The organism is Pseudomonas sp. MPC6 (genome assembly GCF_006094435.1).
Taxonomy (GTDB): domain Bacteria; phylum Pseudomonadota; class Gammaproteobacteria; order Pseudomonadales; family Pseudomonadaceae; genus Aquipseudomonas.
This window is the reverse complement of record NZ_CP034783.1, coordinates 6,477,953-6,500,573: the sequence shown is the minus strand read 5'-3', so window position 1 is coordinate 6,500,573 and position 22,621 is coordinate 6,477,953. Positions and strand designations below refer to the sequence as shown.

Genomic DNA, 22,621 nt, shown 5'->3' with positions numbered 1-22,621 from the left:
CTTAAATATGCTGAAACATCCGTGTCGCCCTGTGGATATTCCGATCCCCAGGCGCTTGCCAAGCATAAAACAAAGGAAACGCCCATGAGCGCCAGCACCACTGCAACCCTGCGTCATGACTGGTCTTTGGCTGAAGTCAAAGCACTCTTCGTTCAGCCATTCAATGACCTGTTGTTCCAGGCGCAGACGGTGCACCGCGCGCATTTCGACGCCAACCGGGTCCAGGTGTCGACGCTGCTGTCGATCAAAACCGGCGCCTGCCCGGAAGATTGCAAATATTGTCCGCAGTCCGGTCACTACAACACCGGCCTGGAAAAAGAAAAACTGATGGAAGTGCAGAAGGTCCTCGAAGAGGCCGCTCGCGCCAAGGCCATCGGCTCGACTCGTTTCTGCATGGGCGCTGCCTGGAAACATCCGTCGGCCAAAGACATGCCGTACGTGCTGGAGATGGTCAAAGGCGTGAAAGCCATGGGCCTGGAAACCTGCATGACCCTCGGTCGCCTGGATCAGGACCAGACCGAAGCGCTGGCCCAGGCTGGCCTCGACTATTACAACCACAACCTCGACACCTCGCCGGAATTCTACGGCAGCATCATCACCACCCGTACGTACAGCGAGCGCCTGCAAACCCTGGCCTATGTGCGTGAGTCGGGGATGAAGATCTGCTCCGGCGGCATCCTCGGCATGGGTGAGTCGCTGGATGACCGCGCCAATCTGCTGATCCAGTTGGCCAACCTGCCGGAGCATCCGGAGTCGGTCCCGATCAACATGCTGGTGAAGGTGGCTGGCACGCCGCTGGAAAACGCCGACGACATCGACCCGTTCGATTTCATCCGCATGCTCGCCGTCGCCCGCATCCTGATGCCGCTGTCTCACGTGCGCCTGTCCGCTGGCCGCGAAGCCATGAACGAACAGATGCAGGCCCTGGCGTTCTTCGCCGGCGCCAACTCGATTTTCTACGGTGACAAACTGCTGACCACCGCGAACCCGCAGGCCGACAAGGACATGCAGCTGTTCTCGCGCCTGGGCATCCTGCCGGAAGCGCGCGAAGAACACGCCGACGAAGTGCATCAGGCGGCGATCGAGCAGGCTTTGGTTGAGCAGAAGAGCAGCGAGCAGTTTTATAACGCGGCTGTTTGATCGCCACCGTTGATTTGATTGGAATATAAAACTATGTGGGAGCGGGCTTGCTCGCGAAAGCGGTATGACATTCAACATTGATGTCGACGGTGCCGCCGCTTTCGCGAGCAAGCCCGCTCCCACATGGATTGTGTTCACCTGAGTTATGTGATTTGACCTCAGAGGCCTGCATGTCTTTCGATCTCGCCGCACGCCTTGCTGCCCGTCGTGCCGAAAACCTTTATCGCCAGCGCCCGCTGCTCGAAAGCCCTCAAGGCCCGGAAGTGGTGGTCGATGGGCAGCCGTTGCTGGCGTTCTGTAACAACGATTACCTGGGCCTGGCCAATCACCCGCAAGTGATCGAAGCCTGGCGCGCCGGTGCGAGCCGTTGGGGCGTCGGCGGCGGGGCTTCGCACCTGGTCATTGGCCACAGCAGCCCGCATCACGCGCTGGAAGAAGCGCTGGCCGACCTGACCGGTCGCCCGCGTGCGCTGTTGTTTACCACCGGTTACATGGCCAACCTTGGCGCGGTCACCGCACTGGTGGGGCAGGGCGATACGGTGCTCGAAGACCGCCTCAATCACGCATCGTTGCTGGACGCGGGCCTGCTGTCCGGTGCGCGCTTCAATCGCTATCTGCATAACGACGCGGCGAGTCTGGCCAAACGTCTGGAGAAGGCCACCGGTAACACGCTGGTGGTCACCGACGGCGTGTTCAGCATGGACGGCGACATCGCCGACCTGCCGGCGCTGGCCCGGGAGGCCAAGGCCAAAGGCGCGTGGCTGATGGTCGATGACGCCCACGGCTTTGGTCCGCTAGGCGCCAATGGCGGCGGGATCGTCGAGCATTTCGGCCTGAGCCAGGACGACGTGCCGGTACTGGTCGGCACCCTCGGCAAGGCGTTCGGTACGGCCGGTGCTTTTGTCGCTGGCAGCGAAGAGCTGATCGAGACGCTGATCCAGTTCGCCCGCCCCTACATCTACACCACCAGCCAGCCACCGGCCCTCGCCTGCGCGACGTTGAAAAGCCTGGAACTGCTGCGCAGCGAACACTGGCGACGTGAGCACCTGAACACGCTGATCCGCCAGTTCCGCCAGGGTGCCGAGCAGATTGGCCTGGAACTGATGGACAGCTTCACGCCGATCCAGCCGATCATGATCGGCGATGCCGGGCGTGCGGTTCGACTGTCGCAGATGCTGCGCGAGCGCGGATTGATGGTGACAGCGATTCGTCCGCCAACCGTGCCCGCCGGCAGCGCCCGACTGCGCGTGACCTTGAGCGCTGCCCACAGCGAGGCGCAGGTGCAGCTATTGTTGAATGGATTGGCCGATTGTTTTCAACAACTGCGACCGGAGCCAAACCATGCGTGATCGTCTGATTCTGCTGCCCGGCTGGGGCCTGGGGATTTCACCGCTGGAACCATTGGCCGCGGCATTGCAGGGGCTGGATGAACACTTGCGGGTCGAGATCGAGCCGTTGCCGGAACTGGAATCGAGCGATCTTGAAGAATGGCTGGATGAGCTGGATTCGACCGTGCCTCAGGACGCCTGGCTGGGTGGCTGGTCCCTCGGCGGTATGCTCGCCACCGAGTTGGCGGCCCGCCGCGGCGATCGTTGCTGCGGCTTGCTGACCCTGGCGAGCAATCCTTGCTTCGTCGCCCATGAGCAATGGCCGAGTGCGATGCCCGGCGAGACCTTCGACGCGTTTCTGGCCGGCTGCAAGGCAGAACCGCGCACGACCTTGAAACGCTTTTCGCTGCTCTGCGCCCAGGGGTCTGCAGACCCGCGCGGGTTATCGAGACTGTTGCTCGGCGGCGCGCCGCATACCAGTGCATCGGTGGCGATAAACGGTCTGGAACTGCTCGCGCAACTGGATACCCGTCAAGCGCTGCAGGCATTCCGCGGCCCGCAATTGCACCTGTTCGCCGGGCTCGACGGGCTGGTTCCCGCCGAGGCCGCACAAGCCCTGCTGGGGTTGCTGCCGGATGTCGAAATCGGCCTGATTGAACGGGCCGGCCACGCGTTTCTTCTGGAAGACCCCCACGGTGTGGCGGGGGCGATCCAGGCCTTTTTGCATGAGTTCGGCGATGACTGATCTATCCTTTCCCAACCTGCCCGGCGGCTTGCCTGACAAGCGCCAGGTGGCGGCCTCCTTTTCCCGCGCAGCGGCGAGTTATGACAGCGTTGCCGAATTGCAGCGCGATGTCGGCAGCCAGTTGTTGAACCGCTTGCCGGAAGACTTCGTACCCGGTCGCTGGCTGGACCTGGGGTGCGGCACCGGACACTTCAGTCGGGCGTTGAACGAGCGTTTCCCGGCCTGCCACGGCGTGGCGCTGGACATCGCCGAAGGTATGCTCAATCACGCACGGCCACTGGGTGGGGCCACGCATTTCATCGCCGGGGATGCCGAGCGCCTGCCATTGCAGGCTTCGACCTGCGATTTGATCTTCTCCAGCCTGGCGGTGCAGTGGTGCGCAGACTTCGCCGCGGTGCTCAGTGAAGCGCATCGAGTGCTGAAACCTGGCGGAATGTTCGCATTTGCTAGTCTGTGCGTGGGTACGTTGTACGAACTGCGAGACAGTTGGCGTCAGGTGGACGGCATGGTGCACGTCAATCGCTTCCGTGAGTTCGGGGTTTATCAACAGCTTTGCGCGGGCAGCGGGTTGACCGTCGCGCAGCTGGAAACCCGTCCCCATGTGTTGCATTACCCGGATGTGCGCAGCCTGACTCATGAACTCAAGGCGCTGGGTGCGCACAACCTGAACCCCGGTCGGCCGGGCGGTTTGACCGGCAGGGCGCGAATCCTCGGCCTGGTCGAGGCCTATGAGCAGTTTCGCCAGGCCGAAGGTCTGCCGGCGACTTATCAAGTGGTGTACGCCGTTTTGGAGAAACCATTATGAGTGCAGCCTATTTCATCACTGGCACCGACACCGATATCGGCAAGACCACCATTGCCGCAGGCCTGCTGCATGCCGCGCGATTGGCAGGCTTGAGCACGGCGGCGGGCAAGCCGGTGGCTTCCGGCTGCGACGTCACGCCCAAGGGCTTGCGCAATGCCGACGCGCTGGCGTTGATGGCGCAATGCTCGGTGCCTTTGACCTATGCCCAGGTCAACCCGGTGGCATTCGAACCGGCGATCGCTCCGCATCTGGCGGCGCGGGAGGCTGGCGTGGTATTGACCGTGCAATCACTGTTGACGCCGATGCGCGAGCTTCTCGACCTGCAGGCTGACTTCACCCTGATCGAAGGCGCCGGCGGCTGGCGCGTGCCCCTGGCGGATCAGAACAACCTGTCGGATCTGGCGATGGCGCTGGACCTGCCGGTGATCCTGGTGGTTGGTGTGCGTTTGGGTTGCATCAATCATGCGCTGCTGACCGCAGAGGCCATTGCGCGGGACGGTCTGCAATTGGCGGGTTGGGTGGCCAATATCATCGATTCGAAAACCGCGCGCCTGGAAGAGAACCTGGCAACACTCGCCGAGCGAATCCCGGCGCCATGCCTTGGCCGCGTGCCGAAACTCAAATCGGTGACGGCCGAAGCGGTGGCCGAGCATCTACAGTTGGATCTGCTGGATTGAGGGCTGCGCCTCGCTGAACCCGCCTGGCTGAACCCACCTGGCTGAATTCACCTGCCAACGCCGCGACCCTGCGCGGCGTTTTTCTGCGTAAGTCCTTATCCCTCAACTAATCTTTCATGCATGGCCCATGGGTCCCATCGCTGCCGTGGCGTGGCTGCACGCCCGCCATTCACGCGGCGTGATGACGAACGGCAAAAGATCGGCGCTTGACAAGATTTGGTGGTAAACGTATGTTTCAAACAACTGTTTGACCGTCACAACAAATCAATGCGGTCGTTCATTTCCCGGTTACATCAGCAGAGGTTTATCGCTATGCCTGACTACAAGGCCCCCTTGCGTGATATTCGCTTCGTTCGTGACGAACTGCTCGGCTACGAAGCGCACTATCAGAGCCTTCCGGCTTGTGCAGACGCAACTCCGGACATGGTTGACGCCATTCTCGAAGAAGGCGCCAAGTTTTGTGAGCAGGTACTGGCTCCGCTGAACCGCGTGGGTGACACCGAAGGCTGCACCTGGAGCGAGTCCGGCGTTAAAACCCCGACGGGTTTCAAGGAAGCCTACAAGCAATTCGTCGAAGGCGGCTGGCCAAGCCTGGCCCACGACGTCGAGCACGGCGGGCAAGGCCTGCCGGAGTCTCTGGGCCTGGCAGTCAGCGAAATGGTCGGCGAGGCCAACTGGTCGTGGGGCATGTACCCAGGCCTGTCCCATGGCGCGATGAACACCATCTCCGAGCACGGCACGCCTGAGCAGCAAGAGGCTTACCTGACCAAACTGGTGTCCGGCGAATGGACCGGCACCATGTGCCTGACCGAACCGCACTGCGGCACCGACCTGGGCATGCTGCGCACCAAGGCCGACCCTCAGGCCGACGGTTCCTACAAAGTCTCCGGCACCAAGATCTTCATCTCGGCCGGCGAACACGACATGGCCGACAACATCGTCCACATCGTGCTGGCACGCCTGCCGGATGCACCGGCCGGCACCAAAGGCATTTCCCTGTTCATCGTGCCGAAGTTCATGCCGAACGCCGACGGTTCGATCGGCGCGCGTAACGCCGTGACCTGTGGTTCCCTGGAACACAAGATGGGCATCCACGGCAACGCCACCTGCGTGATGAACTTCGACGCGGCCACCGGTTTCCTGATCGGCCCGGCGAACAAAGGCCTGAACTGCATGTTCACCTTTATGAACACCGCTCGCCTGGGCACTGCACTGCAAGGTCTGGCCCACGCCGAAATCGGCTTCCAGGGCGGCCTGAAATACGCTCGGGACCGCCTGCAAATGCGTTCGCTGACTGGCCCGAAAGCGCCGGAAAAAGCCGCTGACCCGATCATCGTGCACCCCGACGTACGTCGCATGCTGTTGACCATGAAAGCCTTCGCTGAAGGCAACCGTGCGATGGTTTACTTCACCGCCAAGCAAGTCGACATCGTCAAATATGGCGTGGATGAAGAAGAGAAGAAAAAAGCCGACGCCCTGTTGGCGTTCATGACGCCGATCGCTAAAGCCTTCATGACTGAAGTCGGTTTCGAGTCCGCCAACCACGGCGTGCAGATCTACGGCGGCCACGGCTTCATTGCCGAGTGGGGCATGGAGCAGAACGTTCGCGACAGCCGCATTTCGATGCTGTACGAAGGCACCACCGGGATCCAGGCACTCGACCTGCTGGGCCGTAAAGTGCTGATGACTCAAGGCGAAGCCCTGAAAGGCTTCACCAGGATCGTCCACAAGTTCTGCCAGACCAACGAAGGCAACGAAGCGGTCAAAGAGTTCGTCGAGCCATTGGCGGCGCTGAACAAGGAATGGGGCGAGCTGACCATGAAGGTCGGTATGGCGGCCATGAAAGACCGCGAAGAAGTCGGCGCGGCGTCGGTGGATTACCTGATGTACTCCGGTTACGCCTGCCTGGCCTACTTCTGGGCTGACATGGCGCGCCTGGCTGCCGAAAAACTGGCTGCCGGCACCTCGGAAGAGGCGTTCTACACCGCCAAGCTGCAGACCGCGCGCTTCTACTTCCAGCGCATCCTGCCGCGTACCCGCACCCACGTGGTAACCATGCTGTCGGGCGCCAGCAACCTGATGGACATGAAAGAAGAAGACTTCGCACTGGGCTACTAAGCCTTACGCGGTTCTTCACAAGGCCGCTGCTTCTTCGGGAGCAGCGGCCTTTTTTCGTGCCCCGTGTAGGAGCCGGCTTGCTGGCGAACCAGACGACGCGGTGAATCAGATGCGCCGCTTGAGTCGCAAAAATCTGGCTCACATTCCAGAGCACAAAAAACGCCGCTGCGGGTTGAGTGATGATCGCGCATTCAGCGTCTGGACAGTGATTGTGGGGCCTGGCGGGCGGCAGTAGGTTTGAGCCATCTGCTGCCGGAGAAATAACCATGCCTGAGTACAAAGCTCCCCTGCGCGACATGCGCTTTCTGATCGACCACGTGTTCGACTTTCACCGCCACTACGCCGCGCTGGGCGCCACCGATGCCAGCCCGGACATGGTCAATGCGATCCTTGAAGAAGGCGCGAAATTCTGTGAGAACGTGCTCGCACCGCTCAACCGCAGCGGTGACGAAGAAGGCTGCCATTTCGACAACGGCGTGGTGACGACGCCTGCAGGGTTCAAGCAGGCCTTCGCCCAATACGTTGAAGGCGGGTGGCATGGTCTGGCAGCGGATCCGACCTACGGCGGCCAGGGTTTGCCCAGCTCCCTGGGCCTGGTCATCAGTGAGATGGTCGGTTCCAGCAATACGTCCTGGGGCATGTACCCCGGCTTGACCCACGGTGCGATGTCGGCGATCCACGCGCACGGTACGCACGCGCAAAAGCAGACCTATCTGAGCAAACTCACCGCCGGCCAATGGACCGGCACCATGTGCCTGACCGAAGCCCATTGCGGCACTGACCTGGGCATCATCAAGACCCGCGCCGTACCGGCGACCGATGGCAGTTACGCGATCTCCGGCAGCAAGATTTTCATCTCCGCCGGCGAACACGACATGAGCGATAACATCATTCACCTGGTGCTGGCGAAGCTGCCGGATGCGCCGGCCGGGACCAAGGGCATTTCGCTGTTCATCGTGCCCAAGTTCCTGCCCGATGCCCAAGGCGAGGCGGGCGAGCGCAACGGGGTGTCCTGCGGTTCGATCGAACACAAAATGGGGATCAAGGCCTCGGCCACCTGCGTGCTCAACTTCGACGGGGCCCAGGGCTTTTTGATCGGTGAGCCGAACAAGGGCCTCAACTGCATGTTCACCATGATGAACCATGCGCGCCTTGGCACCGGAATGCAGGGGCTGTGCCTGGGCGAGGCGAGTTTCCAGGGGGCCATCCAATACGCCAATGACCGTCTGCAGATGCGCTCGCTGACCGGCCCGAAAGCACCGGAGAAAGTCGCCGACCCGATCATCGTTCATCCGGATGTGCGCCGGATGTTGCTGACCATGAAAGCCTTCAACGAAGGCAATCGGGCGCTGACCTACTTCACCGCGCAATGGCTGGATACCGCGCATCTGAACCCGGACGCTGGCGCACGGCAAGAGGCCGAAGACGTATTGGCGTTCCTGACGCCGATCTGCAAAGCCTTCATGACCGACACGGGCCTGGAGGTGACCAACCACGGCATGCAGGTGTTCGGTGGTCACGGTTTCATTCGTGAATGGGGGATGGAGCAGTTGGTCCGCGACTGCCGGATCGCGCCGATCTACGAGGGCACCAACGGGATTCAGGCGCTGGACTTGCTCGGACGAAAGGTGCTTGGTAGCCAGGGCAAGCTGTTGCGCGGATTCACCAGGATCGTCCACACATTCTGCGCCGCCAACGCCGGGCATCCGCAGCTCGCCAGCTATGTGGCGCAGCTCAACGAACTGAATCAGCAATGGGGCGAGTTGACCACCAAAGTCGGCATGGCCGCGATGAAAAATCCGGATGAGGTCGGTGCTGCATCGGTGGATTATCTGATGTACAGCGGTTACATCATCCTGGGTTATCTGTGGCTGCGTATGGCGCTGGTGGCTCAGGCGCAGCTCGACGACGGCAGTGGCGATGCCGATTACTGCAAGGGCAAATTGGCGACCAGCGAGTTTTACTTCAAGCGATTGTTGCCACGCACCGCCGCGCATCGGGCTGCTATCGAGGCGGGTAGCGATTGCCTGATGCAGCTGCCGGCGGAGTTGTTCGCGCTTTAAATGTAGGCACGAACTCGCTCCGGGCAGCGTTCCGGCGATGGACCCGAGTGCACCGCGTTTATGTAGGAGCGAGCTTGCTCGCGAAGGACTCAAGGGCGCCGCGGTTATCCAGTCAGCACGCGTTATCGTTGACGACCATCGCGAGCAAGCTTGCTCCTACAGCGGGCTGTGTCATCCCTGGATATTCAGTGACCAAAAATAACAAAACGGTCACTGACTGACCCTATGTGTCGTAAAAGTTGTTGGGGTACACTCGGCCTCAACGAAAGAGACATCCCTACGACTCACCTGTTTAGATCTTGCGAGGTTTGCCATGGCTGACTACAAAGCGCCCCTGCGCGATATGCGCTTCGTCCTCAATGAAGTCTTCGAGGTCGCCAGACTCTGGGCCGAACTGCCGGCGCTGGCCGAGACCGTGGATGCCGAAACCGTCGAAGCCATTCTCGAAGAAGCCGGCAAGGTCACCAGCAAAAGCATCGCGCCGTTGAGCCGTGCGGCTGACGAAGAAGGCTGCCATTGGGCGGACGGAGTCGTCACCACCCCGGCCGGTTTCCTGCAGGCGTACCAGACTTACGCGCAGGGTGGTTGGGTCGGTGTCGGTGGCGATCCCGCCTACGGTGGCATGGGCATGCCCAAGGCGGTCTCGGCCCAGGTCGAGGAAATGGTCAACTCCGCCAGCCTGTCGTTCGGCCTGTACCCGATGCTGACCGCCGGCGCTTGTCTGTCGATCAACGCCCACGCCAGTGACGAGCTGAAAGCTGCCTACCTGCCGAACATGTACGCCGGGGTCTGGGCCGGTTCGATGTGCCTGACCGAGCCGCACGCCGGGACCGACCTGGGGATCATCCGTACCAAGGCCGAGCCTCAGGCCGACGGTTCCTACAAGGTCAGCGGCACCAAAATCTTCATCACCGGCGGTGAACACGACCTGACCGAGAACGTCATCCACCTGGTGCTGGCCAAGCTGCCGGACGCACCGGCGGGGCCGAAAGGCATTTCGCTGTTCCTGGTGCCGAAGTTCATGGTCAACGCCGATGGCAGCCTGGGCGCACGCAACCCGGTCAACTGCGGCTCGATCGAACACAAGATGGGCATCCAGGCCTCCGCGACCTGCGTGATGAACTTCGACGAAGCCGTGGGTTACCTGGTCGGTGAGCCGAACAAAGGGTTGGCGGCGATGTTCACCATGATGAATTACGAGCGCCTGGGCGTCGGCATCCAGGGCCTGGCCAGCGGCGAGCGCTCCTACCAGAACGCCGTGGAATACGCCCGCGATCGCCTGCAAAGCCGTGCGCCGACCGGCGCGCAAAACCAGGGCAAGGTCGCCGACCCGATCATCGTCCACCCGGACGTGCGTCGCATGCTGCTGACCATGAAAGCCTCGAACGAAGGCGGGCGGGCCTTCTCCACCTATGTGGCGATGCAACTGGACACCGCCAAATTCAGCGAAGACGCCACCACCCGTAAACGCGCCGAAGACCTGGTCGCCTTGCTGACCCCGGTGGCCAAGGCGTTCCTCACCGATCTCGGCCTGGAAACCACGATCCACGGCCAGCAGGTATTCGGCGGCCACGGTTACATCCGCGAGTGGGGCCAGGAGCAACTGGTGCGCGACGTGCGCATCACCCAGATCTACGAAGGCACCAATGGCATTCAGGCGCTGGACCTGGTCGGCCGCAAGATCGTCGGCACGGGCGGGGCGTTCTACAGCCTGTTCGCCGACGAAATCCGCCATTTCACCGCGACCGCCAGCCCAGACCTCGCCGAATTCACCCAGCCGCTGAACGACGCGGTGACCACCCTCGACGAATTGACCGCGTGGTTGCTCGACCGGGCGAAACACAACCCGAACGAAATCGGCGCCGCCTCGGTCGAGTACCTGCAAACCTTCGGTTACGTGGCCTATGCCTACATGTGGGCACTGATGGCCAAGGCGGCCTTGGGCAAAGAAGCGCAGGACGATTTCTACGCCAGCAAACTGGGCACGGCGCGGTTCTATTTCGCGCGCTTGTTGCCGCGTATTCATTCGTTGAGCGCATCGGTGCAGGCCGGTAGCGAATCGCTGTTTTTGCTCGATGCTGCCCAGTTCTGACCCGGTAACGCCATGTAAGCAATCTCTTACAAAGCGTGATGCTGTTTTCCCATAGTCGAAAATTGGATCCATAGTTAATCTACTGCTTATGGACGTCGCGCAGGAAGCGCAAAGCAACAACACGGACACGTAGGATTCTGCCAGGACGGCGGAGTGAAAAGGATGTCAGGGAAAAGTCTGCAAAGCCCCGCTTCGGCGGGGTTTTCTTTGCGCGATTGAAAAGTGTTCAGCTGACCCCTACAGGGAGGGCGAGTTGTCCAGGCGGTCATCCGGTCCGTTCATCACCTCTTCCAGCAAGGTCCGCAACAACGCCAGCGAGGCTTGTTGACGCTGCACGTCCCGACACACCAACCCGACTTTCAATGGCACCCGCGGCTCGGTCAGTGGTTTCCATAGCAGTTGGTTGTTCCCGAGCGCCCTCTGCGAGCGTCCGGGAAGGACAGTCGCCAGCCGGGTGTGGGGCAGGCTGTCGAGAATCCCCGCCATGTTGTTCAGTTCGGCCTGCACCTGCGGACGTCGTCCCAGGCTGGCCAGTTGCGTTTGCCAGATCTGTCGTACCTGGAACTCTTCACCCAGCAGCAACATCGGCAACTCCGCGGCCTGACTCATGGACACTTTCTTGAATTCGCGCAATGGGTGGTCCGCCGGGATGACCAGGGTCAGTTCGTCTTCGTAGAGCAGCACACCGTGCAGGCCGGGCTGACGGGGCGGCAAGTAGCTGATGCCGATATCCAGCGAACCGTTGAGCAGCCGTCGCTCGATTTCCAGCCCCGTCAGTTCATAGATCTGCACCACCAGATGCGGCTGCGCCTTGCGCACGCGTTCGAGCATCTGTGGTACCAGGCTGGTATGGACGGTCTGCAACACACCGATGGCCAGGGTGCGTAGCGCCTGCCCCTTGAAATTACCCAAGGCTTCGCGCGCCCGTTGCAGGCCATCAAGCAACGGCAGCGCGTGGTTGTACAGCGTGTGGGCGGCCAGGGTTGGCAGCAGACGTTTGCTGCTGCGTTCGAACAGGCTCACATCCAGGTTCTGTTCGAGATGGCGAATCTGCTGGGAAAGCGCGGGCTGGGAGATTGACAGTCGCTCGGCGGCCCGGCCCACATGGCCCTCTTCATAGACCGCGACGAAATAACGCAGTTGCTTGAAATCCATAAGTAATGCTTATCGAAAATGCTGTGAAATCGAAATGGTCCAACGTCTTGTCTGAGCCTAGTCTAACCGCATTCACAAGGCTTGCAGGGCCAAAGAGCGCGATGAATACCGTTTATACCGATGGTGTTTACATAGGTAAGGCAAAAAATCTCACACGAGGTTTGGGCAGATGAATTTGTTCAACTTGCGGCGCAATCCACCGAGTCTTGATGACTTGGCCGTTGACGACCACCCGCCGTCCAAGGGCGACAACCTCACCAGTGAGTGCCTGATGCCCAGTGTCGAGCGGCCGAAACAGGTGTTTGTGCGCGGCCAGGGCTCCTGGTTGTGGGACAGCGAAGACCGCGCGTACCTGGATTTCTCACAGGGTGTAGGCGCCAATAGCCTCGGGCATAGTCCTTCGGCACTGGTCAATGCCCTCGCGGCGCAAGCCCGGTCGCTGATCAACCCCGGTTTCGGTCTGCATAACCGCGGGATGCTCAACCTCGCCCAGCGCTTGTGCGCCAGTACCGGCAGTGACCAGGCGTACCTGCTCAACAGTGGCAGTGAAGCCTGCGAAGCGGCGATCAAGCTGGCACGCAAGTGGGGACAGCAGCATCGCGGTGGTGCCTCGCGAATCATCGTGGCCAATAACGGTTGCCACGGGCGTAGTCTCGCGACGATATCGGCGTCGGACAGTTCCAGCTTGATCAATCGATTCGAGCCGCAACTGCCAGGCTTCAGTCACGTTCCGTTCAATGACCTTGCGGCGCTGCACGCGGCCGTGGATGCCCGGACCGTGGCAATCATGCTGGAGCCGATCCAGAGCGAAGCCGGGGTGATTCCGGCCACCGCGCATTACCTCAAGGGGGTCGAGCGGCTGTGTCGTGAACTGGGGATCCTGCTGATCCTTGACGAAGTGCAAACCGGGGTCGGTCGCTGCGGCACGTTGCTCGCCGAACAGTCCTACGGAGTGCGGGCCGATATCGTCGTGCTCGGCAAAGGCCTGGGCGGGGGCGTGCCATTGGCGGCGTTGCTGGCGCGGGGCAAGGCCTGCTGTTTCGATATCGGCGAGCTGATGGGCACTCACCATGGCAATGCGCTGATGACGGCGGCCGGTCTTGCCGTACTCGACAGTGTGCAGGACAAGGCTTTTCTCGAGAATGTCGGCGATACCGGCCAGCACCTGCGCGACGGCCTGGCTCGATTGGCCCATCGCTACGGCCACGGCGAATTACGTGGGCAGGGGCTGCTTTGGGGGCTGACGTTGTCTGACGATTCGGCGGACAACGTCGTCAAAGCTGCGCTGTACGAAGGGCTGCTGCTCAACGCCCCGCAACCCGATTGCCTGCGCTTTACCCCGGCCCTGACCGTCAGCAAGGCCAACATCGACGACATGCTTCTGCGCCTGGCGCGTGCCTTCTCCCGTGTGCGCACCGCGCAACTGCAGTGCCGCAAAGGGATTGCGGTCTGATCAGACTCGGTCCTGCACGAAATACCGAACCGTCTCGCGGTATAACGCATCGCCTCGCGCTTGTTTCTTTTGGCGCGGGGCGTTTTTTTGTCGGCAGCCTTTGCCGTCAAGGTTCGATGCCCGGACTGCGACGATACTGAACCCTGACGAACGGTATGGGTCGATAAGGTGTAGGCTCACACGAGCCAACCTCAACCAGGAGCTGCCCCATGGACTTTATTCGAATCATCATCGCCATTCTGTTGCCGCCACTGGGTGTGTTCCTGCAGGTCGGTTTTGCTGGCGCGTTCTGGCTGAATATTCTGCTGACGTTGTGCGGTTATATTCCGGGGATCGTGCATGCGGTGTACATCATTGCCAAACGCTGAGTTCATCTGCGTCAGATAGATCGCTTTCGCGAGCAAGCCCGGTCCCACATTAGATCTTCAGTGAGCACAGTATTTGTGTGCGACCGAGATCAAGTGTGGGAGCGGGCTTGCTCGCGAATGAGGCGCCACAATTCCTGCGCCAAGCGCAGACTTCAGACCGCGAGCGCCATCACCCGCCGATAAAACAACCACTCCTGCTCCAGCGCATGGGCCTGATTGCCGGCCTTGCGGAAACCATGGCGTTCGTCCGCGTAATAATGCGCTTCAACCGGGATGCCGTTTTTCTGCAGCGCCTCGACCATGTCGCGTGTCTGTTGCGGCACCACCACGGCATCCAGTTCACCTTGAAAGAAAATCACCGGGACACTGATGTTGCCCGCGTGCAGCAGCGGCGTTCGCGCGGCGTAACGTTCGGCATCCACGACCGGATCACCGATCAACCAATCCAGATAGTCGCCTTCGAACTTGTGGGTCGCACGGCCAAGGGCGACAGGATCGCTGACGCCATACAGGCTGGCGCCAGCGCGAAAGACCTGGTGGAAGGCCAATGCGCAAAGGGTGGTGTAGCCGCCGGCGCTGCCGCCACGAATAAACGCCTGGTCACCGTCGATCAGCCCACGCTCGGCGAGATAGGTGACGACCGCGCACGCATCTTCGACATCGACATCGCCCCAGCTCAAATGCAGCGCCTGGCGATAAGCCCGGCCGTAGCCGCTGCTGCCGCGGTAATTGAGGTCGGCCACGGCGAAGCCGCGTTGCGCCCAGTACTGGATACGCGGGTCGAGCATCGGGTAGCAGGCCGAGGTCGGGCCGCCGTGGATGAACACCACGAGGGGCGGTTTCGCCTTCCCGCTCATCGCCGGGTAGAAGAAGCCATGGGCTTGGCCCGAGCCGCTCGGATAGCGCAGGGTTTGCGGCAGGCTGATCTGTTCGGCAGGCAATGGCGCGACACCGCCGGCCAGCACCTTGACCTGGCGGGTGCTGCGATCGATGGCAATCACCGCCGCCGGGCTGATCGGCGACGCGGCGATGCAGTAAATGAACTGCTCGTCCAGGGCGAGGTGGCGGAAGCGGCTGTAGTCGCCGGTGAAATCCTCTCCCTTGTCACCGCCAAGTCCCAGCCGGCCAAAACCGCCTTCGGTCCAGCTTGCCAGATAGCGGCCTTCGCCCAGTGGCAGCCAGGTGCATCCGCCCAGTTGCCACGGTGCCGGCCCATGGTCGGCTGCGGCGCTGGGCAAAGGGCTCAGGTCATCGCCCGATTCCATCCAAGGCTGCCAATAGCCGCCGCGATCGGTCAGGCAAAACAGCCGGCCGCCGGCATCGAACCGAGGCTGTTGCAACGACTCCTGAACGCCATCGCCGGCCACGCAGCGCGGCTGGGCATAACCGCCATCGCCCTGGCGTTCGGCAACCATCAGGCGGGTCGCGGTCCATGGCTGGTCCGGGCGGCGCCATTCGATCCAGGCCAGGCGGCGAGCATCCGGACTCAGGGTCGGTGCGGCGTAAAAATCCGCACCTTCGGCCAGTAAGTGTCGCGCCCCGTCCAGCAGGTTTATGGCCACCAGACGATGCCGGTCACGGTACTCTTCAACCGCCAGCACCCGCCCGTCGGCGAACTGCAGATCGCCGTAGCGACACTCGTTTGACGTCAGCGCCTCAGGCTCGCCGGTGAGCGACTGTCGATACAGCTGCTGGTCGGCCTCGTTGACGAAAACGACTCCGTCATCGGTCAGGCAAAACGCCCCACCGCCGTATTCGTACACTCGACTGCGCACACTGAAACCCGGCGGCGTCAGGCAATGGGCCTGGCCGTCGCGCCACTGCCAGAGGCGGCAGGCGGCATCTTCGGGGCGGTACTCGTTCCAGAACAGTCCATGCCGGCCGAGCTGCAATTCGGCAAAGTCGACACCGGCGGCGACGGCTCTGGCGGCGCTGAAGGGTTCAGCTTTTGGCGATGAGGCGTGAATTTCGTTCATTGCGAAAGGCCAGTTGTTCGATGGTCTGGGTTGCGTGCTCGGCTTCTTCGCGGGCCTTGAGGATCACGCCGTGATGGTGCGACTTGCTGCACACCGGGTCGGCGTTGCTCGCGTCACCCGTGAGCATGAACGCCTGGCAACGGCAGCCGCCGAAGTCTTTTTCTTTCTCGTCGCAAGAGCGGCACGGCTCGGGCATCCAGTCGTAACCGCGAAAACGGTTGAAGCCGAACGAGTCGTACCAGATATGCTGCATGCTGTGGTCGCGCACGTTGGGAAATTGCACCGGCAGCTGTCGGGCGCCGTGACAAGGCAGGGCGGTTCCGTCCGGCGTGACGGTCAGAAAAATGCTGCCCCAGCCGTTCATGCAGGCTTTCGGGCGTTCTTCATAATAGTCCGGGGTGACGAAAATCAGTTTGCACGGATGCCCTTCGGCTTCCAGCTTGGCGCGATATTCATTGGTGACACGTTCGGCGCGGACCAGTTGTTCCTTGGTCGGCAACAGGCCGACCCGATTGAGCTGCGCCCAACCGTAAAACTGGCAGGTGGCGAGTTCGACGAAGTCGGCTTCAAGGGCGATGCACAGCTCGATGATGCGGTCGATCTTGTCGATGTTGTGCCGGTGGGTGACGAAGTTCAACACCATCGGATAGCCGTGGGCTTTCACCGCGCGGGCCATTTCCAGTTTCTGCGCGAAGGCTTTTTTCGAACCGGCCAGCAGGTTGTTCACCTGCTCGTCGCTGGCCTGGAAGCTGATCTGGATGTGGTCCAGGCCGGCCTTCTTGAAGTCGCTGATTTTCTGCTCGGTGAGACCGATGCCCGAGGTGATCAGGTTGGTGTAGAAGCCCAGCTTGCGCGCTTCAAGGATCAGCTCGGCGAGGTCCTGGCGCACCAGCGGTTCACCCCCGGAAAAACCCAACTGCGCCGCGCCCATTTCCCGCGCTTCGCGGAACACCTTGATCCACTGTTCGGTGCTCAGCTCCTTGCCTTGCTCGGCGAAATCCAGCGGGTTGGAGCAGTACGGGCATTGCAGCGGGCAGCGATACGTCAGCTCGGCCAGCAGCCACAGCGGCAGGCCGATCTCGGGTTTGGGCGGTAACTTGGCTGAAACGGAATCAGGCAAGTTCGATCCAGTGCTGAGCACGGGCGACCTCCATGAATTGCTCGATGTCTTCACCGAGCTCGGGCACGCCGGGGAATTGCGCGTCCAGTTCGGTGATGATCGCCGCGACATCCCGCTCGCCGTCGATCAGGCCGCCGATCAAGGCTGCGCTTTCATTGAGTTTGATCATGCCTTCCGGATAGAGCAACACATGGCCTTTCTGTGCCGGTTCGTACTGGAAGCGATAGCCGGGACGCCAGGTCGGGGTCTTGCTGCGGTCGAAACTCATAGGGTGATTCCTTTATGCCAGACCCGTTGCCCGGTCACGCTGTGATACGGCGGGCGGTTCAGTTCGTAGGCCATGCTCATGGCATCGAGCATGCTCCAAAGAATGTCCAGTTTGAACTGGAGAATTTCCAGCATGCGCTCCTGGCCTTCCCGGGTCTTGTAGTGCTCGAGCGTGATCGCCAGACCATGTTCGACATCCCGGCGCGCCTGACCCAGGCGGGTGCGGAAATACTCGTAGCCAGCCGGGTCGATCCACGGGTAATGCTGCGGCCAGCTGTCGAGGCGCGATTGGTGGATCTGCGGCGCGAACAGTTCGGTCAGCGAGCTGCTTGCGGCTTCCTGCCAACTGGCGCGGCGGGCGAAGTTGACGTAGGCGTCCACGGCGAAACGCACGCCGGGCAGCACCAGCTCCTGGGAGCGCAATTGATCCGGGTCGAGGCCGACGGCCTGGCCCAGACGCAGCCAGGCCTCGATGCCGCCGTCTTCGCCGGGGGCACCGTCATGGTCCAGCAGGCGCTGTATCCACTCGCGGCGGATCTCGCGGTCCGGGCAGTTGGCGAGGATGGCGGCGTCCTTCAGTGGGATGTTCACCTGATAGTAAAAGCGGTTGGCGACCCAGCCCTGGATCTGCTCGCGGGTCGCCCGGCCTTCGTACATTGCCACGTGATAGGGGTGGTAGATGTGGTAGTAGGCGCCCTTTGCCCGCAGGGCTGCTTCGAATTCGGCGGGGGACATTGCGATGTCAGTCACAGCACAATACTCATGCCGTCATACGCCACTTCAACCTTGCGCCGACCCAGCTCCGCCCGCTCCGGCGAGTCCTCATCGAGAATCGGGTTGGTGTTGTTGATGTGAATCAGCACTTTGCGCGGCTTGGGCAGTTGCTCCAGCACTTCCAGCATGCCGCCGGGGCCGTTCTGTGCCAGGTGGCCCATTTCCCGGCCGGTGCGAGTGCCGACGCCCCGACGCTGCATTTCGTCGTCGTCCCACATCGTGCCGTCCACCAGCAGGCAATCGCTGCCGGCCATGATTTCCAGCAGCGGCGCATCGACCTTGCCCAGGCCCGGGGCGTAGAACAGCTTGCCGCCGGTGCTCAGGTCTTCGACGATCAGGCCGATGTTGTCGCCCGGGTGCGGGTCGAAGCGGTGTGGCGAGTACGGTGGCGCGGCGCTGCGCAGGGGCAGCGGGGTAAAGCGCAGGCTCGGGCAGGCCGGGATGGTGAAGCTGCGGTCGAGTTCGATGCGGTTCCAGCCCAGCCCGCCATTCCAGTGGGTCAGCATGGTGAACAACGGAAAGCCGGTAGTCAGGTCTTCGTGGACCATGTCGGTGCACCAGACCTGATGCGGGCACCCTTCGCGCAGGCTGAGCAGGCCGGTGGTGTGGTCGATCTGGCTGTCCATCAGGATGATCGCACTGATCCCGGTATCGCGCAGGGCGCGGCCCGGTTGCATGGGCGCGAAGCTCTGGAGCTGGGCACGGATGTCTGGCGAGGCATTGCACAGCACCCAGTTCACGCCGTCATCGGAAATCGCGATGGACGACTGGGTCCGTGCCTTGGCCCGCAGGCTGCCGTCACGAAAACCTGCGCAATTCGCGCAATTGCAGTTCCACTGGGGGAAGCCTCCGCCAGCGGCGGAACCTAGAATCTGGACGAACATGGCTGCTCCATCATTTCTACACTGAAAATAAAAACGCCTCGGCGAACCGAGGCGTTACACATCATTCTCCACCTAAACGGCAGAACTTAGCGGCTTGCGAAGTACATGGTGACTTCGAAGCCGATACGCAGGTCGATGTAAGCAGGTTTGGACCAGGACATGGAATGCTCCTTTCAGGTAGATGGGACAGCTGATACCTATACATATAGTCCACCTCCAGTCGGAGATGTTCAGATAGTTAGGCGGCTATGTTACTCAAAATTTCAGAAAGATTGGCCGCGAATCTTTGAGAAAGCTCATTGCAGTACCGGTAATGATCAGTTTGCCGCTTGCCAGGGCGCACCCGGCACTGCGCTGTTGGCCAGGCAGCGCCTGCCTCCGTTTGCCTTGTTCAGTCGCCGGATGGCATTGAGCAGGGTGGCGCGGTCGATCTGCAGAATCGCCTCGGGCAATTGGGTCAGATAATCCGACGAGTGGCCGGCCAGTTTGCCCTGCCACAATAGTTCGGCAGCCTGAGCGACGGGCAGCGCGGTGCTGACGAACTGATCGGCCAAGGCTTGGCGTTGGGCGACGAAGGCCAAGTCATCGATGCCATCGATCAGCCCTGACAAGGCGTTCAGGAACTGTTCGATGTGCCCCAGCAGGTCCACCGGCGCAACGCTGGGTGATTGCACGCCGAATAGCAGCCCGGTCTGCCCATGAACCTGGCGCAGGCCGCTGAAGACGGCATAGCCCAGTTGCAGCTCTACCCGCAGGCGTTGGTAGAAGGGGGTCTGGCACAGGTGAGCGAGCAAGCGCCAGGCGGCTTCGTCGGCGATGTCCCGGGTTGCGCTCGGGCAGAAGAGCAATAGCGCGTGCTCGCTGGAGTCGGTGTCGATGCAGTGCCATAGCTGTGCGCCGATCGATGACAGGGGCGTCAGTTGAGTGTCCGGGTTGCCCGGTACACGGCTCAAGGCCAGGCCCATCGCCGCTTGAGTCCGGGCGGACAAGCCGGTCGCCAGACCCGCCCAGCGCGCATTCGTCCAAAGCTGCTGCCAGTCGCCCGTTTCGGCGGTGTGCGCAAGGCAGCGCTCAGGCAGTGCCTTGAGCAGCTGCCGAATCGGCATCAGCGGGGTGCTTGTCGATGTCGCTGGTGAGACATCGATAGCCGCCTTTGTCAGTTCTTTCAACGCATGCTCGAGGACTACCGGCATCGGCTCCTGCAGTCCGGTCATCTTCAACAGCCATTCATTGCCCGAAGCGCTGAGAGAAAACTCGACACCCGCCTGCCGAGCATCGTCACGCAAGGGTTGCAGATGGTGTTCCAGTGCGGATTGAAGCTTGCTGCAAGGCGCCGAGTCCAGGCGCCAACGCAGGTATACGGCGCCTTGCGCGGTGTTATCCGGCAAGGCCTGGCTGAAGTGCATCGGCGAGTGTTCGCGGCGACTGCGCGTGCGATCCTGGGCAAAGGTTCGCAGACCACGGTGTTTACTGGTCTGGCCGCGGATCAGTCCGGCACTCGGCGCTTGAGGTTCGGTGGATAAAAACGGGTTGGCTGTCGGCAGTTGCCATGGGTGGCTGAAGTTATCCACAGCGCCCATTTGCTGGAGGATCTGCTTCAGGGCGACGGCACCCTGGTCGGATAAACCGCGCTCAAGCTGCTCGCTGTCCAGCCGGGCCAGTTGCAGGGCCGTGCTGACTTGCTGCTGTCGTTGCAACAGGGCAGCGTATTCTTCGCGCAATGCGCTCCAGTCCTGAACAGAGGCAAAAAAGCCCAGCCAGTCCAGTAACTGCTCGCGGATCCCGGCGTGGGCTGCCTGGTTGGGCAAGGTGAATTCGATGTGCAGCAACGCTTGCCCATTGAACCTGTACAGCGGCGCGGCTTTCAGGCTGTCGGCCATCCCGCTGGCGCGCAATACCGCGAGCAGCCCCCCGGGTTTTGCCGCGTTCACCCAATGGCACAGGAATGCCAAGGCTTCGGCCGATGAATCCGGCAGCGCTTCGAAGGCAAACAACAGGTCCAGCCGACCCTCGCCGGCCTGTTTATAACTATTACTGGAAGACGCCATCAGCGGCACTGGGGGTTGTTGCGGGACTTGTTTTCCTGGCGCAAGGACAGCGCCAACGCTTTGCGCCATCGACTTCAACTCATCGATACTCTGCGGCCCCGCCAGGCTCAGCGTCATCTGCCCGGTCTGATAAAACCGTTGATGGAAATCCTTCAGTGCCTGCTGGAACCCGCTCTGCGGCAGCGGCAGGCTATAGCGATTACCCGCATGAAACGCACGCAACGGGTGAGCGGCGCAAACGCCATCAAACAGCGAAAATTGTCGCTGGGCTGTCGCATCCCGAGACCAGGCGACAAATTCTGCGTGCAGCACTTCCCGTTCCCGCCGCTGATCGTCCGGGTTCATGCGCGGATGCGCGAGCATGTCTGACAGTCGCTCCAGCCCACCGCTGAACGCCTGCAGGGGCACTTCAAAAAAGAAGTCGGTGGTGCGTTCACAGGTTTGCGCATTCACCTGCCCGCCGTGACCTTGTACGTAAGCCATCAGGCCTTGGCCTGCCGGAAATCGCTCGGTACCGAGGAACAACAGGTGTTCAAGAAAGTGCGCCAGGCCAGGCCAGGCCAGCGGCACATCATGGCTGCCCGCGGCCACGCGCAACGCCGCAGCGCAACGCTTCAATTCGGGCGCATGACGCAACGTCACCCGCAGGCCGTTGGCCAGGGTTTCAGTGTGAAGGCGGGGGTGATTCAGCGCAGGCATGAGCACTTCCAGAACAGAGAAGCGCTAATGCTAGCGGATCAGGGGGCGTTCTCAATGAATTTCCACGCGGCAGGGCAAACTCATCGAGCACATTCCTCAAGTGGATCAGCGCTTGTGCAGGTCGCTGTATAGCTCGGGGCGGCGATCGAGGAGGTAGCGATTGGCAGCGCGGGAATCGACCATCAACTGGCGATCCAGCTCGCCGACGATCAGTGCTTCATCGAGGCCGGCCTGGGCAATGCGGCTGCCATCCGGCGCGGCGATACTGCTCTGGCCGCAGTAGTGGATGTCGCCTTCGTGTCCGCAGTAGTTGGCATAGGCCACATAACACTGGTTTTCGAAGGCCCGGGCGCGCACGGTGACATCGGCGATGAAGTCGTAGGGAATCATGTTGGCCGTGGGTACCAGAATCAGTTCGGCACCGGCCAGGGCCAGGCGCCGGGCATTTTCCGGAAACTCCAGGTCGTAACAGATCAAGAAGCCGAGCTTCCAGCCATTGAGCTCGACCAAGGGCAAGTCATCCTTGCCCGCGCTGAACATCGAGCGATCGAGATCGCCGAACAGATGCGTCTTGCGGTAGTTGCACAGGCGTTCGCCCTGGGCGTCGATCAATTGCACGGCGTTGTAGATCTGTCCGTCTTCAGTGCGCTCGGGATAGCCATACAAAATGGCAATCCCCGCGGTCTTGGCGATGCGCGCGATCTGCTGCGCCGACTCCCCGTTGTACACCTCCGCCAGCACGCTGACCGCATCGAGGCCGATGTTGTAGCCGGTCAGGAACATCTCCGGCAGCACCAGCAAGTCGGCGCCCTTGGCCTCCAGCGCCAGTTGATGCAGGCGTTGCAAATTGCCGGCAACCTCCAGGGGCAAGGGTGGGCATTGGTAAAGGGCTACGCGCATTTCGGATTC

Annotated in this window: 19 protein-coding genes; 10 read left to right on the top strand and 9 right to left on the bottom strand. The window is 61.6% G+C overall.

The window, feature by feature from the left end; all coding sequences use genetic code 11:
• The first annotated feature begins 84 nt into the window (after window positions 1–84).
• From bioB to ELQ88_RS32355, 8 genes are all read left to right on the top strand, one after another.
• A complete protein-coding gene (gene bioB / locus ELQ88_RS32395) occupies window positions 85–1,140 on the top strand; it encodes a biotin synthase BioB (RefSeq protein WP_128874017.1) in 1,056 nt (351 codons plus the stop codon).
• Between the two features lie 170 nt (window positions 1,141–1,310).
• Window positions 1,311–2,489 carry an 8-amino-7-oxononanoate synthase gene (gene bioF / locus ELQ88_RS32385; RefSeq protein WP_138969341.1) on the top strand — a complete coding sequence of 393 codons (1,179 nt, stop codon included), beginning with the start codon at window positions 1,311–1,313 and terminating at the stop codon, window positions 2,487–2,489.
• A complete protein-coding gene (locus tag ELQ88_RS32380) occupies window positions 2,482–3,213 on the top strand; it encodes an alpha/beta fold hydrolase (RefSeq protein WP_138969340.1) in 732 nt (243 codons plus the stop codon). The genes bioF and ELQ88_RS32380 overlap by 8 nt, the downstream gene beginning before the upstream one ends.
• Window positions 3,206–4,018 carry a malonyl-ACP O-methyltransferase BioC gene (gene bioC, locus ELQ88_RS32375; protein ID WP_128874015.1) on the top strand — a complete coding sequence of 271 codons (813 nt, stop codon included), beginning with the start codon at window positions 3,206–3,208 and terminating at the stop codon, window positions 4,016–4,018. Before ELQ88_RS32380 ends, bioC begins: the two co-directional genes overlap by 8 nt.
• A complete protein-coding gene (gene bioD, locus ELQ88_RS32370) occupies window positions 4,015–4,695 on the top strand; it encodes a dethiobiotin synthase (protein WP_128874014.1) in 681 nt (226 codons plus the stop codon). Before bioC ends, bioD begins: the two co-directional genes overlap by 4 nt.
• Before the next feature lie 312 nt (window positions 4,696–5,007).
• Window positions 5,008–6,813 carry a phenylacyl-CoA dehydrogenase gene (locus ELQ88_RS32365; RefSeq protein ID WP_138969339.1) on the top strand — a complete coding sequence of 602 codons (1,806 nt, stop codon included), beginning with the start codon at window positions 5,008–5,010 and terminating at the stop codon, window positions 6,811–6,813.
• Window positions 6,814–7,079: 266 nt separating this feature from the next.
• Complete coding sequence (locus ELQ88_RS32360; protein ID WP_138969338.1) at window positions 7,080–8,876, top strand: acyl-CoA dehydrogenase C-terminal domain-containing protein; 1,797 nt, start codon at window positions 7,080–7,082, stop codon at window positions 8,874–8,876.
• A gap of 313 nt (window positions 8,877–9,189) precedes the next feature.
• A complete protein-coding gene (locus tag ELQ88_RS32355) occupies window positions 9,190–10,968 on the top strand; it encodes an acyl-CoA dehydrogenase C-terminal domain-containing protein (protein WP_128874012.1) in 1,779 nt (592 codons plus the stop codon).
• Between the two features lie 237 nt (window positions 10,969–11,205).
• On the opposite strand, the gene ELQ88_RS32350 is transcribed toward ELQ88_RS32355, so the two are convergent.
• The gene (locus ELQ88_RS32350; RefSeq protein ID WP_128874011.1) at window positions 11,206–12,123 is read right to left on the bottom strand and encodes a LysR family transcriptional regulator; all 918 of its coding nucleotides are present in this window, start codon (window positions 12,121–12,123) and stop codon (window positions 11,206–11,208) included.
• 169 nt (window positions 12,124–12,292) lie between these two features.
• Between ELQ88_RS32350 and ELQ88_RS32345 the strand changes: the two genes are divergently transcribed.
• Window positions 12,293–13,576: an aminotransferase class III-fold pyridoxal phosphate-dependent enzyme gene (locus ELQ88_RS32345; protein ID WP_138969337.1), complete on the top strand. Its 1,284-nt coding sequence runs from the start codon at window positions 12,293–12,295 to the stop codon at window positions 13,574–13,576.
• 209 nt (window positions 13,577–13,785) lie between these two features.
• Window positions 13,786–13,944 carry a YqaE/Pmp3 family membrane protein gene (locus ELQ88_RS32340; protein WP_007904205.1) on the top strand — a complete coding sequence of 53 codons (159 nt, stop codon included), beginning with the start codon at window positions 13,786–13,788 and terminating at the stop codon, window positions 13,942–13,944.
• A gap of 152 nt (window positions 13,945–14,096) precedes the next feature.
• On the opposite strand, the gene ELQ88_RS32335 is transcribed toward ELQ88_RS32340, so the two are convergent.
• From ELQ88_RS32335 to ELQ88_RS32300, 8 genes are all read right to left on the bottom strand, one after another.
• Window positions 14,097–15,920, bottom strand: a complete 1,824-nt coding sequence (locus ELQ88_RS32335; protein ID WP_138969336.1) for a S9 family peptidase — start codon at window positions 15,918–15,920, stop codon at window positions 14,097–14,099.
• Window positions 15,886–17,040 carry a pyrroloquinoline quinone biosynthesis protein PqqE gene (pqqE, locus tag ELQ88_RS32330; protein ID WP_178084730.1) on the bottom strand — a complete coding sequence of 385 codons (1,155 nt, stop codon included), beginning with the start codon at window positions 17,038–17,040 and terminating at the stop codon, window positions 15,886–15,888. The genes ELQ88_RS32335 and pqqE overlap by 35 nt, the downstream gene beginning before the upstream one ends.
• Window positions 17,033–17,308: a pyrroloquinoline quinone biosynthesis peptide chaperone PqqD gene (gene pqqD / locus ELQ88_RS32325; protein WP_128874007.1), complete on the bottom strand. Its 276-nt coding sequence runs from the start codon at window positions 17,306–17,308 to the stop codon at window positions 17,033–17,035. The genes pqqE and pqqD overlap by 8 nt, the downstream gene beginning before the upstream one ends.
• Window positions 17,305–18,057 (bottom strand): pyrroloquinoline-quinone synthase PqqC, encoded by a 753-nt coding sequence (pqqC, locus tag ELQ88_RS32320; protein WP_168187423.1) that lies wholly within the window; start codon window positions 18,055–18,057, stop codon window positions 17,305–17,307. Before pqqC ends, pqqD begins: the two co-directional genes overlap by 4 nt.
• Window positions 18,054–18,965: a pyrroloquinoline quinone biosynthesis protein PqqB gene (pqqB, locus tag ELQ88_RS32315; protein WP_138969334.1), complete on the bottom strand. Its 912-nt coding sequence runs from the start codon at window positions 18,963–18,965 to the stop codon at window positions 18,054–18,056. The genes pqqC and pqqB overlap by 4 nt, the downstream gene beginning before the upstream one ends.
• Before the next feature lie 86 nt (window positions 18,966–19,051).
• Window positions 19,052–19,126: a pyrroloquinoline quinone precursor peptide PqqA gene (gene pqqA / locus ELQ88_RS32310; protein WP_003177660.1), complete on the bottom strand. Its 75-nt coding sequence runs from the start codon at window positions 19,124–19,126 to the stop codon at window positions 19,052–19,054.
• 156 nt (window positions 19,127–19,282) lie between these two features.
• The gene (gene pqqF, locus ELQ88_RS32305) at window positions 19,283–21,712 is read right to left on the bottom strand and encodes a pyrroloquinoline quinone biosynthesis protein PqqF (RefSeq protein ID WP_138969333.1); all 2,430 of its coding nucleotides are present in this window, start codon (window positions 21,710–21,712) and stop codon (window positions 19,283–19,285) included.
• A gap of 105 nt (window positions 21,713–21,817) precedes the next feature.
• Entirely contained in the window at window positions 21,818–22,612 is a 795-nt protein-coding gene (locus ELQ88_RS32300) for a carbon-nitrogen hydrolase family protein (RefSeq protein WP_128874004.1), read from the bottom strand.
• Window positions 22,613–22,621: the final 9 nt, after the last annotated feature.